An 11,831-nucleotide genomic window follows, 5' to 3' on the forward strand; every position below is an offset into this window, starting at 1 on the left:
GCGGTTCATCCCCGCGCCCGCGGGGATGAACCGCAAGGGGATCGGCCTCGAGCAGCGAGGAGAGAGTGTTCCCCGCGCCCGCGGGGATGAACCGCCACACAGACACGACAACCTACCCTATCTTCAGTGTTCCCCGCGCCCGCCGGGATGAGCCGTCCCTCGGCTTACGATGCGTTCGCGGATCTCAGTATTCCCCGCCCCTGCCGGGGTAAACCGTATCCGTTCGCGCTGAGTGACGGACCATCGTTACCGAGGTGGACAAAAACCGCCGTACCATAGTCCTAAGGTTCGAGTCCGCTGAGCGTGATCACTCCCACCACTTTTCGCTGGAGTCCGCCGGCGATCGCTCCTGGGGATCCCCTCCCCCGGCAAGGTCGCTGGGTTCGCTCTCCGCCGAATCGAATTCTCCGGCAATCCGGATTGCCTCTCGGCGCAGCATCGGGTTGTAATAACCCGCCGTCGCCTCCGCAATATATTCGGCGATGAATCGTTCGCGATCACGCCGTGCGACCAATCGCGCGATGGCCTCGCGGAGGATTTCCGAACGAGACCGACCGGTCAATCGAGCCTCCAGATCAACCTTTCGCTCTAAGTCATCGGGCAACATCACGCAAAGGACGGCCATGGTATCGGACTCCGACAAGAAACAGTTTGCAGACCGGCTCGGCGCCACGCGCCGGCATGAGTTGGACAGAGCATATGACGAGAATGGTTATGGGTCGCTGAATCTCGCTCGCAAGACCGGCCACAAGACCTGGATGCGCAGAAATTGCGAAGGCTTAGGTGACTTTCGGGATGGAACTACCGAGATCACGGAGCGACCAACGTCGCCGCTACAGCCCGTACATGTCTTGCAGGAATGCGGGGCCGAGACGCTTAGGTGCGAAAATCACCTCAAGGCTTACCGAAGCGTTTGAGGGGGCGGCGGGTGTCGACCAGGGCGTAGGTAAGCATCCCGCCGACGATGGCCGCGAGCACCGTGCCGAGGACGCCGCGGAAGATCCCGACCAACCAATATCGCATTGCCCAGCCGAGCACTGCGGCGATGACGATGGCGCGCAGGACCAACGCGTGTGTCGGGAGGTCGATGAATCAGCGTATGGGTGAAGTCTAGCGGAAACGCCGCATTCGCGATCAGGGCTCCAGCGCAACCTCGAAAGGCACAAAGTCGAACGCTCGAATCGCAAGATCGACCGCTGTCGGTTGCTCGTCGCTGCGGAAGGTCAGCGTGACCTCCGAGATCCCCTGCAGGGCCGGTGTCGCCGGGAGGACGACCTCGATCGTCCCTGCTTCGGTCTTCGGGAGGCGTGCAAAGATCTCGATGGGGATCGCAGGCGGCGGAAGGTCGTCGTCGGTCGCGCGCTTGAACGCGAGGACGGCATCCTCGACCTCGGTCTCGGAGCCGAACCGGAGCGACAGCCGGCCGTTCGACAGGCTTACCGCGCGACCGGCCGGCAGAACGAACGCGAGCCCTCCGCTGCCGGTGATTTTCGACGCGAAACCTGCAGCCCCCGCGTTGCGGGAGAATGCAATCGGATCCTCGTGCGCGGTCCACGGGTTGATGCGAGTCTCGGCGGCCAGGAAGTCGATCCGCTGTCCCGGCGCATACAGTGCTTCGAGCTGACCGGAGAGGTTCTTCGCGTCGAGATAGCGACGCATGTTCGCGTGGGCGGTATTGATTCCCCCGAGGATCAGCGACAGGGTGTGGGCGGTCGTCTGGTAGGGGATCACCTCGTCGGTGGCCGTATTCCAACCTTCCCAGGGACCGTGATCGGTGAAGAGGCTTGAGATGCGCGCCCACTCGGCCCGCAGAAACCCCTCCACCTGCTCGGGTGCGATCCCGTAAGCGACGCCGAGGCTGTAGAGCGACGGGGCCTGCGTGTCGAGCGGATAATCGGTCACCGCAAGCTCGCCGATCCCGATCAGTCCGGTGTATTCGGTCCCTTTGCCGCTGTAGGCCTCCGAGAGGAGTCCGGGCAGCCCGTGGCGGGTCGAGAAATCGAGCTCGATGTCGACGAGTGTTTTCAGAGCGATCCGCCAAGCCGGGTTGCGGGACTCCTGCATGAACAGCGACAGGCCGAGCAGCTGGAAGGCCGAGCCGTCCCAGGCGGCCAAGGCATAGGTGTCGCGTCCGTCGGCCTGTCGGTAGGGCTTGATCTTGAATCCGGCGTTGCGGATCGCCGCGACCGGCAGTCCGTAGCGCAGCACTGCGAACATCAGAGGCCCGCGGAACTCGTTGATGAAGTAGTTCATCTGCCCGGTCACCCAGTTGCCCCGACCGTCGTCCCAGCCGATGAACCGATTCGCCGTCGCGTCCCAGCCGAAGACGAAGGTGCCGGTCTGCGGATCGAACAGATGGGCGTAGCCCTCTTTTTGGGCCTCGATGAAGCGCTCCATGGCGTCCCGCAGGGCAACCGCCTGCGGCACGTCGCGGATCTCGGGCTGCAGGAGTGCGCCGATCGCCCTCGCCAAGGCGGCCGTCAGGTTGGCGTTGTCGCCGAAGATGATGGTAACCACGCGTTGATCGAGCAGTCCCATAATGGCGGCTTGCCGAGCCGGATCTGCATAGGGTGCAAGCGGCCCGTCGAAATGGAGGGCCCCGTAGCCGGCGCGACGGAGGACCTTACCCTTGCGGCCGTTGTCCTCCTCCTGCAGCCACCCCTTCGCCAGAAGTGCCGACCAGATCGCCTGTCCATCAGTCTTGCCGAAGGTGTCGATAAAGCGGCGTCGCTCGATGGATTCCAGGAGCGGGCCCCGGCGCTCTGCACCGTCGAATCCCATGAAATTGGAAAGCAATCCCTTCGCGGCGAGGTTCGGATTGCGCTGATCGGCGCGAAGTGTCGCCACCGCAAGCGCGAGTCCGTCCAAGGCGGCGTCGCGGGAGAGATAGGGATTGTCGGCCTGGCCTGCGGCGATGTTGGCCAGCAGCTCAATCCAGGCGCCGATCGCCGTGAGCTGCGTGAATTCGCGCAGAAAAAGCCCGTTTGCCGGTTCCTGATTCCAGCCCTCGGCCGGATAGCCGGAGACCGGGTCGATGATCCGGTGCGCCGGATCGACATAACTGAAGGCGTTGTTCAGCAGACGCTGCATGTGGCGATGGTGTTGAGGGACCGCGGGATACTCGAAGCCGCTGCGCTCGCCGCGCTGCGCATCGTCGGGACCGACGGGCGCAGATGCCGCGGGGGCTGCCGATACGAACAGGATCAGCGCAATGACCAGGGGATACACACCGTTTCTCTTGTCGACAATAGACATCGAAGCATCAACTCTCACGGCAAAGTCCCGAGGCGTAGGGATAGCGTTCGTCGCTTCGGGACGCAACGACGAGGGGCGGCGCAGCGTCGCGAGCACCTTGCGACGCGCGGTCCGCGAGGCAAATATCGCGTGTAGAATGCGCCGAGCCATTCGACGGAGACAACACCATGCCGGTCTACGAGTTCTACTGCCCCGACTGCCATGCCATCTTCAACTTCTTCTCGCGTCGGGTCGATAGCGAGACGCGTCCCGCGTGTCCGCGCTGCGGGCGGCCTGAGCTGGGTCGGCAGGCGAGCCTGTTCGCGATCAGCCGCGGGCGCGCGGAGGGCGGCGAGGACGCGGGAGAGGACGATCTGCCTGCGGGTCTGGACGAGGAAAAGTTGATGAACGCCTTCGCCTCGATGGCCGGCGAGCTGGAGGGTCTCGATCAGGACGACCCTAAGCAGGCGGCGCAGACGATGCGCAAGCTGTTCGAGGCGACCGGTCTGAAGCTCGGCGACGGGATGGCGGAGGCGATCCGTCGCATGGAGGCGGGCGAGGATCCGGATCAGATCGACGCGGAGCTCGGCGACGTGCTCGACTCCGAGGATCCCTTCGGCGCGGGCGGGGCCGCGCGGACCTCGGAGGCCCTCAAGCAGCTGCGGCGGGATCTGTTGCCGGCCGCACGCGACGACACCTGGTATCCCCTGCAGGGACCGAGCGAACCGCGGAGTGGGTCGCCATCCTGAGCGCCCGGGCGCGCCCTATGCAGGGGTCCGATGGCCCATGCTACACTCCGAACGGTACCTGTAACCCGCGAACTTCGGCAAGGATATGACCAAACAGAAGACCTACCTCGTGATCTCGGCACTCGGCGAAGACCACCCGGGTATCGTCAACCAGATTTCCAAAACCGTGCTCGAGCACGGTTGCAATATCGAGGACAGCCGCATGACGGTCCTCGGCGGCGAGTTTGCGGCGATCCTCTTGGTCGAAGGCAAATGGAACACGTTGGCCAAGATCGAAAATGCCCTCCCGGAGCTCGAGCGCCAGCTCGGGATGACGATCATCTCCAAGCGTACCGGCGAGCGCGCCACGGGCCGCAATCTGCTCCCTTACGCGGTCGACGTGGTCTCGATGGACCATCCCGGGATCGTCAACAACCTCGCCGGCTTCTTCGCCGAGCGCAAGATCAACATCGAGGACATGTCGACCTCCACCTACGCCGCCGCCCACACCGGAACCACCATGTTCGCGGTGCACATGACCGTCGGGATCCCGTCCGACATGCACATCGCCGGTCTGCGCGAGGAGTTCATGGATTATTGCGACGGGCTGAACCTCGACGCGGTGCTCGAGCCGATCAAGGGCTGAGCCCGACCGGCTGTGCAGGTGCGCCGGACGGTATGAAACGCCGCCGGCCGCCACCAAAGCCACCGCACAACATCATCACTCGAGAGTGGAGGCACCCGACATGAGCGTCGCAATCGGCGAAACCATCCCGGACATCGAGCTGCCCGCCACGGGCGAGAAGACCGTCAAGCTTTCGGACTACCGCGGCAAGAATCTCGTCCTCTATTTTTACCCCAAGGCCAGCACGCCCGGCTGCACGCAGGAAGGTCAGGATTTTCGCGATGCGGCGGGCGCCTTCGCGGCGGCCGACACGCAGATCCTCGGCGCCTCGCGCGACGGCATCAAGGCACAGGAAAACTTCAAGGCCAAGCAGTCCTTCCCCTTCGATCTGCTCTCGGACAAGGACGAGACGCTCTGCAAGGCATTCGATGTCATCAAGGTGAAAAAGATGTACGGCAAAGAGAGCCTCGGGGTCGAGCGCAGTACCTTCCTGATCGATGCCGAGGGCGTGTTGCGCGAGGAATGGCGCGGGGTCAAGGTGAAGGACCACGTCGCCGCCGTGCTCGCTGCGGCGCAACGGCTCAACGCCGGCTAGTGTAGCGGTGCAGCGATTCCGAGACCGTCCGAGATCATTTTTTCGTTGTCGTTGTCGTTGTCGTAATCGTGGTCGTAGTCCTATCGATGCTCGACTACGACAACGACAACGAACGGTCTCGGAACATCGACCCTGCGGCACTAGGTTGCGCCTCGGGGTTCCTCCGCCACCCGCGCGGAGAGCGCAGCACACCGGATCCTCGTCGGATCGACGCCGAAACGCGCGCCGCCCGGCGACCCGGGCCGAAACCGAGCAGTCCTGCCGAGAGGCGAAAATCCCCTCCTCCACCCGATCGATCGCCGCTGCCGAGTGCTCCGGTGCGGCGTTCCGGTAGCCGATGCCATGATCAAACGCGAAAACGACAAGACCTGCCTCTTCGTCCTCGACACCAACGTGCTGATGCACGACCCCACGGCCATCTTTCGCTTCCAGGAGCACGACATCTTCCTGCCGATGATCGTGCTCGAAGAACTCGATCACGGGAAGAAGGGCTTGTCCGAGGTGGCGCGCAACGTCCGTCAGGTCAGTCGGTTTCTCGATCAGCTCATGTCCGGGGCGGACAAGGACGAGATCGACGCGGGCCTGCTGATCGGCCCCGTCTCGGCCGGCGGCGGCATCGCGCAGCCGTCCACCGGACGGCTCTTCTTTCAGACCGAGCTGCTCGACCTGAAGCTGCCGGCCTCGCTGCCGGGCAGCGGAGCGGACAACAACATCCTGGGCACCGCTCAGGCGCTGAGCAAGCTGCGGACCGATCGCCAGGTCATCATCGTCTCCAAAGACATCAACCTGCGCATCAAGGCGGCGGTGCTCGGCATCCCGGCGGAGGACTATTCCAACGATCAGGTTCTCGACGACGTCAACCTGCTCTACACCGGCATGGAGGCGCTCCCGGAGGATTTCTGGGAGCACCACGAGAAGTCGCTCGATGCCTGGAAGGAAGAGGGCCGCACGCTCTATCGGGTCGCCGGACCGGACATCGCGGACTGGTATCCCGCCGAGTGTCTCTATCTGGGCGAGGACGGCACCTTCGAGGCGATCGTGCGCGAAAAGCGCACCGAGACCGAGGCCGTCATCGAGCTGGTGGACGACTATCGGGTCCCGCGCCACGGCGTCTGGGGCATCATGGCGCGCAACCGCGAGCAGAACTTCGCGCTCAACATGCTGATGGATCCGGACCTGGATTTCGTCACCCTGCTCGGGGCCGCGGGGACGGGTAAGACGCTCCTGGCACTGGCGGCGGGGCTGGCACAGGTGCTGGATCGCAACCTCTATCGCGAGATCATCATGACCCGGGTGACGGTCCCGGTCGGCGAGGATATCGGCTTCCTGCCTGGCACGGAGGAAGAGAAGATGACGCCTTGGATGGGTGCGCTCATGGACAACCTCGAGGTGCTCACCAAGCCCGAGGGCGGCGAATGGGGCCGCGCGGCGACCAATGATCTTATTCGCAACCGGATCCGCATCTCCTCGCTCAACTTCATGCGCGGGCGTACCTTCCTGAACAAATACATCATCCTGGACGAGGCGCAAAACCTCACCGCCAAGCAGATGAAGACACTCATCACCCGTTCCGGCCCCGGGACCAAGTTCGTCTGTCTCGGCAACATCAGCCAGATCGATACGCCTTACTTGACCGAGACCACGTCGGGCCTGACCTATGTGGTGGATCGGTTCAAACAGTGGCCGCATAGCGGGCACATTACGCTGCTGCGCGGGGAACGGTCGCGGTTGGCGGACTTCGCGTCGCAGGAACTCTAGCGCTCAATCGCGTCTCGGTGGAACCTTGGCGGCTGGGCGGATAGCTGGACGCTTCGCGGGCTTAAAGGGCGACGGCGTTGACGCGATTGAGGTGAATGAGAAAACGAAGAAAGGAGGCGCAGGTCTCGGCGGGCTTGGTCTATTGGCCAGCCGTCGAGCTTGCAGACCTCGCGTGGCGTCGCTCCGCGGCGTGGCTTGTGTGTCGAGCGCTCCGTGAGACGGGCGCCGATCAACCATCAAACGAGGATTTACCGATGAAGACTGCTTCCCTTCTGGCGTTGCTTGCCGTCCTCGGCGGCGTGTCCTCCGTCGCGACTGCGGCGGAAAAGATCAATGTCGTCTATCACCTCTCGGAGCCGGATCGCGCGGCCTTCGTGCTGAACAACATGCAGAATCATATCGACGGGGTCGGCGGACCGGAGAACATTAACTTGGTATTGGTCGTCCATGGCCCGGCGATCAATGCCCTTAACGAGATCGAGGCAACCGAGAGGGTCAGCTCGGGTGTGGCCTCGCTGCGCGAGCAGGGCGTCGCCTTCGAGATGTGCGGCAACACCCTCAAGGGGTTCAATCTGGAGCTCGACGAGCTGCTGCCGGGGTTCGTCGAGGTGAGTCAGGGCGGGGTGACGCGGATCGGCGAGCTGCAATCCCAGGGTTATGTCTATATCCGTCCCTGACGGCGCGGGTCCGGCAAGTGCGGAGCTCGAGCGCTTCGTTCGCGGGACGCTCGGCTGCACCTGCCCGGACGCCGTCTTCGAGCGGGTCGAGACGCGCGAAGGTCCCCCGCTGCCGGGAGGCGGCAGGATGCGGCGAATCGCCATCGGCGGGCGACTGCTGGTGGACCTGATCGAAGGGGTCTTGGTCGAGGACGTGAAGCGCGACATTCAGGCCTGGACCCGGTCGGGACGGATCGAGCGCGATCGCGCGGGTCTGAATCGGTTCAGGCTGGTGATCGGCTTGGACGGACTGGACCCCGCGGATGCGGGCGGGATACAGGATGCCTTCGCCGCCGCGTGCGACGCAGGCGACGATCGAATGCATCTTCACGTCGTCGAGTCCGACGCGATCCCAGCACTACATCTCTGGCCCACGCAGGATGGCCGTGATTGAACCATCGGAACGTCGAGCGCGACGCTCGGCAACATTGGCTGAGCATTGCGCCTCACGCCGCGTCCAGCGTTGCCAGTTCCTGCGCCAATTGCCGTAACCCAATCGCCTCGATTCCGCCGCCTTTCGGGTAACGCTCATCACCCGAGTAGACCAGAAAGGCAGCGTCGGGATTCATGTCTTCGAGCGCCGTATAGGTGCCCGCCTCGATCATGGGTGCGAGCCCGCGTTTGACCTCGACGGTCCAAAGACGGTTGCCCGGCAACTCAAGTACCAAGTCCATTTCCACCCCCGTGGTGGTTCGGTAGAAGCTGGCTTGGGTTCGTTCGGGCGCGGCCCGCAACAGGGTTTCGATGACGAACCCCTCCCAGCTCATGCCGGCGACCGGGTGTCCGAGAAGGTCGTCGAGCGTGTCCAGTCGCAACAGGGTATGGACGAGCCCGCTGTCGCGCACGTACACCTTGGGGGATTTGACGAGCCGCTTCTTGACGTTCGCTCGTCGATGATCGTGAGACGGCCGCGACGCCCCTCCAGGTAACCGCGAGTATCCGACAGCTTGTCGAGATCGGCCGGATTCTCCAGATCGAGGTAGAATGCACCGTCGGCCGCGCGGCACGACATGGCCAAGGTCGTCTTTCCAACCTGACGAGGACCAAGCAAGGCGATAGCCGGAAACCGTTTGAGTCGATGCTTGAGAGGTATCGCAAGGCGGCGAGGAATCGTTTGTGCAATTGTGGACTGACGTGCCCGATTTGCAACCCTCCGACAACCCTGTCGACCACGCCTAGCGCTCGCCAATGACTGAACCATCAGCTGACCTGAACCGAGCCGAGCGCCGCGAATGGTGGATCGCCAACGGCCGCGGCGGCTATGCCGCGGGCACGGTCGCCGGCAGCCTGACCCGCGGCTACCACGGACTCCTGATCGCAACGATCGATCCGCCGCTCGGCCGCCGCCTGCAGGTCGCCAAGCTCGACGCGACCCTGATCGACGGGAAGCAACACTGGCCCCTCTTCACCAACCGCTGGGCCGACGGCTGCGTCGAGCCGGCCGGCCATGGCGTGATCGACTCGTTTCGTCTGGACGGGCGCATGCCGGTATGGAATTGGGCCTGCGGCGATCTCTCGGTCGAGCAGCGCATCTGGATGCCGCCGGGCGAGGACAGCGTCTGGTCGGTCTATCGGCTCCTGCGGGGTCGTCCCGGCGCCGTGCCGCGCGTGCGCATCGCCCTGCTGCTCGCCGATCGCGACCATCACCACATCGGTCGCAAGGGCGACTTCGACCCGATCCTCGCCCTCGACGGCGACGCGCGCTTGACGGCCCGATGTGCCGACGGACACGACATCGCCCTGACGGCCGTCGGCGGTAGCATGCGGATCGACCGCGCCTGGATCGAGCGATTCGCCTTGCCGATCGAGCGCGAACGCGGGCTACCGGATCAGCAAGACCTGTTGCGGGTCGGTTTCGCCGAGCTGTCCCTCGGCACGACGGCGTGGTGCGGTTTGTTGGCTACGGTCGTACCCGACGCCGAGACCGCGCCGGATCCCGAGCAGGCGTTGGAGCGTTTCAGGCAGAACGATCGCGCGCTCGTTCGGACCGCACGGACCCATCACACGCAGATCCCGGACCTCCCCGCCTGGATCGAGCAACTCATCCTCGCCGCCGACAGCTTCCTGATCGAGCGGCCGATCGGCACACTGCCCGCGCTGCAACCGCAGTCCAAAGGCGCATCCGTCATCGCCGGCTACCCCTGGTTCGGCGATTGGGGGCGCGACACCATGATCGCCCTGCCTGGACTCACCCTCGCGACCGGTCGACCCGAGATCGCCAAACGCATCCTGGAGACCTTCGCCGGCTTCGTCGACGGCGGCATGCTGCCGAATCGCTTCCCCGGTGCCGGCGAGACCCCCGTCTACAACACGGTCGATGCCGCACTCTGGTATGTCGACGCCTGGCGCGCCTACATCGAGGCATCCGAGGATCTCGACGCACTTGCCCAGGTATTCCCCATCCTGGAGTCGATCGTCACGCATTACCGCGACGGGACCCGCTACGGGATCGGGATGGACCCGGCCGACGGACTTATCCGCGCCGGCGAGCCGGGTGTGCAGCTCACCTGGATGGATGCCAAGGTCGGCGACTGGGTTGTGACACCTAGGATCGGCAAGCCGGTGGAGATCAATGCGCTTTGGTATCACGGGCTGCGGGTGATGGCCGACTTCGCCGGGCGGCTCGGTCGCGATCCGCAGCGCTACCGCAGCGCAGCGGATCGAACACGGGCGGGTTTTGCCCGATTCGTGCGTCCGGACGGCGCGGGCCTCTACGATGTCGTCGACGGCCCGGACGGAGACGACGCACGCATTCGCCCGAATCAGATCTTCGCGGTTAGCCTGACGCACTCCCCGCTCGACGCCCCGGCCCGAGCCTCGGTCGTCGAGGCCTGCGCGCATCATCTACTCTGTCCCTTCGGCTTGCGCTCCTTGGCGCAAGAAGACCCCGCTTATCGGGAGCGTTACGAAGGGGATGTTTGGAGTCGCGATGCGGCCTATCATCAGGGCACGGTCTGGGCGTGGCTGCTCGGGCACTATGCCCTCGCGGAATACCGGGTGACCGGCGATGCGGCCGCGGCGCAAACGCGGCTCGCCCCGATCGCCGATCATCTTCGGGATGCCGGACTCGGCAGCGTAAGCGAGACCTTCGACGGCGAACCGCCGCACCGCCCGCGCGGATGTCCGGCGCAGGCATGGTCGGTCGCCTGTATCTTGGATGCCTGGATGCGGCTGGAGCGCATCCGCGTCGGAAAAGGGTAAACCACTACCGCGGGAGATCCACGCTAGCGAAGGACCGATCAACGCCGAACGCGAACGCCTGGAAGAGGCGCGCCGCGGAACCGCCGACTGGCGTCTCTGGGGCCCCTATCTCGCCGAGCGCGCCTAGGGAACGGTGCGCGAGGATTACAGCGCCGACGGCAACGCATGGGACCACTTCACCCATGAGCAGGCGCGCTCGCGCGTCTATCGCTGGAGCGAGGACGGGCTCGGCGGCATCTGCCACCGCGAGCAGCGACTCTGCTTCGCGCTCGCACTCTGGAACGCTCGCGACCCCTTCCTGAAGGAGCGCGCTTTCGGGCTCACCGGACCCCAGGGCAATCGCGGCGAGGACGTCAAGGAGTGCTGGTTCTATCGCGACGCGCGGCCCACGGCGAGCTATCTGCGCTATCTCTACAAATATCCGCAAGCGCCCTTCCCCTATCGCGAGCTGATCGAGGAGAACGCCCGACGCTCGGCACCTATCACCTCTACGGCACCCACCCCGCGGAGCTGCTCTTCACCGAGAACCTCTCCAACGCCGAGCTGCTCTGGGGCAGCCCCAACGCGCCTTTCTACGTCAAGGACGCCTTCCACCGTCGCGTGGTCCAGGGCGACACGGCAGCGGTCAATCCAGCGCTCAACGGTAGCAAGTGCACGGCCTGGAGCCATTGGACCGTCGGCCCCCAGCAGCACGCCATGGTCGATCTGGTGCTCAGCGCCGAGCCGCTCGCCGATCCCTTCGCGCGCAGCGAGCGCACGCTCTCCATCCGCCAGTCCGAGACGACCGTCTTCTACGACGATCTCCTGCCCGAGGTGTTGTTCCCCATCCTGATCCGCTAACCACCGGCAGTTTTCGCAGGAAGTATTCCACCGGTGATGTCGTTTTCCGGTGAGTGAATGCGGGGCCGCTCGACCGCGGATTTCTCGAGCGCGTCACCGGCGTGCATCCTCGCGGATGGCGCGGCACAATCGGC

12 protein-coding genes and 1 pseudogene are annotated in these 11,831 nt (G+C 64.7%); 8 read left to right on the forward strand and 5 right to left on the reverse strand.

Going from position 1 to position 11,831, the window contains the following annotated elements:
* Nucleotides 1-307: 307 nt before the first annotated feature.
* From VLR48_RS20240 to VLR48_RS07255, 3 genes are all read right to left on the reverse strand, one after another.
* On the reverse strand, nucleotides 308-625 hold the full coding sequence (locus VLR48_RS20240) for a CopG family ribbon-helix-helix protein (protein WP_414718591.1): 318 nt from the start codon (nucleotides 623-625) through the stop codon (nucleotides 308-310).
* Nucleotides 626-894: 269 nt separating this feature from the next.
* On the reverse strand, nucleotides 895-1,068 hold the full coding sequence (locus VLR48_RS07250; protein ID WP_325291137.1) for a hypothetical protein: 174 nt from the start codon (nucleotides 1,066-1,068) through the stop codon (nucleotides 895-897).
* Between the two features lie 66 nt (nucleotides 1,069-1,134).
* Complete coding sequence (locus tag VLR48_RS07255; protein WP_325291138.1) at nucleotides 1,135-3,255, reverse strand: hypothetical protein; 2,121 nt, start codon at nucleotides 3,253-3,255, stop codon at nucleotides 1,135-1,137.
* 167 nt (nucleotides 3,256-3,422) lie between these two features.
* Here VLR48_RS07255 and VLR48_RS07260 point away from each other — a divergent pair, with 167 nt between their 5' ends.
* The 6 genes from VLR48_RS07260 to VLR48_RS07285 all read left to right on the forward strand — a co-directional run bounded on the left by VLR48_RS07260 (nucleotide 3,423) and on the right by VLR48_RS07285 (nucleotide 8,050).
* Nucleotides 3,423-3,983 (forward strand): zinc ribbon domain-containing protein, encoded by a 561-nt coding sequence (locus VLR48_RS07260; RefSeq protein WP_325291139.1) that lies wholly within the window; start codon nucleotides 3,423-3,425, stop codon nucleotides 3,981-3,983.
* Between the two features lie 85 nt (nucleotides 3,984-4,068).
* Complete coding sequence (locus tag VLR48_RS07265) at nucleotides 4,069-4,608, forward strand: glycine cleavage system protein R (protein ID WP_325291140.1); 540 nt, start codon at nucleotides 4,069-4,071, stop codon at nucleotides 4,606-4,608.
* Between the two features lie 100 nt (nucleotides 4,609-4,708).
* Complete coding sequence (locus tag VLR48_RS07270) at nucleotides 4,709-5,182, forward strand: peroxiredoxin (protein WP_325291141.1); 474 nt, start codon at nucleotides 4,709-4,711, stop codon at nucleotides 5,180-5,182.
* Between the two features lie 342 nt (nucleotides 5,183-5,524).
* Nucleotides 5,525-6,940: a PhoH family protein gene (locus tag VLR48_RS07275; protein WP_325291142.1), complete on the forward strand. Its 1,416-nt coding sequence runs from the start codon at nucleotides 5,525-5,527 to the stop codon at nucleotides 6,938-6,940.
* Nucleotides 6,941-7,194: 254 nt separating this feature from the next.
* Nucleotides 7,195-7,617: a DsrE family protein gene (locus VLR48_RS07280; protein ID WP_325291143.1), complete on the forward strand. Its 423-nt coding sequence runs from the start codon at nucleotides 7,195-7,197 to the stop codon at nucleotides 7,615-7,617.
* A complete protein-coding gene (locus VLR48_RS07285) occupies nucleotides 7,598-8,050 on the forward strand; it encodes a hypothetical protein (RefSeq protein ID WP_325291144.1) in 453 nt (150 codons plus the stop codon). The genes VLR48_RS07280 and VLR48_RS07285 overlap by 20 nt, the downstream gene beginning before the upstream one ends.
* A 52-nt stretch (nucleotides 8,051-8,102) precedes the next feature.
* Here VLR48_RS07285 and VLR48_RS07290 read toward each other — a convergent pair whose 3' ends face one another.
* A complete protein-coding gene (locus VLR48_RS07290; RefSeq protein ID WP_414718590.1) occupies nucleotides 8,103-8,663 on the reverse strand; it encodes a DUF4143 domain-containing protein in 561 nt (186 codons plus the stop codon).
* Nucleotides 8,603-8,857, reverse strand: a pseudogene (locus tag VLR48_RS20245) (hypothetical protein); the annotation flags it as partial. The gene VLR48_RS07290 and the pseudogene VLR48_RS20245, both read right to left, overlap by 61 nt.
* Here VLR48_RS20245 and VLR48_RS07295 point away from each other — a divergent pair.
* Both VLR48_RS07295 and VLR48_RS07300 read left to right on the forward strand, forming a co-directional pair.
* On the forward strand, nucleotides 8,845-10,857 hold the full coding sequence (locus VLR48_RS07295; RefSeq protein ID WP_325291146.1) for an amylo-alpha-1,6-glucosidase: 2,013 nt from the start codon (nucleotides 8,845-8,847) through the stop codon (nucleotides 10,855-10,857). The pseudogene VLR48_RS20245 and the gene VLR48_RS07295 overlap by 13 nt on opposite strands.
* Nucleotides 10,858-11,217: 360 nt before the next feature.
* Nucleotides 11,218-11,697, forward strand: coding sequence for a hypothetical protein (locus VLR48_RS07300; RefSeq protein ID WP_325291147.1), 480 nt, complete (start codon nucleotides 11,218-11,220; stop codon nucleotides 11,695-11,697).
* The last annotated feature ends 134 nt before the right edge of the window (nucleotides 11,698-11,831 follow it).

Origin of the sequence: Thiocapsa sp. (genome assembly GCF_035467215.1) — a bacterium.
Taxonomy (GTDB): Bacteria; Pseudomonadota; Gammaproteobacteria; order Chromatiales; family Chromatiaceae; genus Thiocapsa.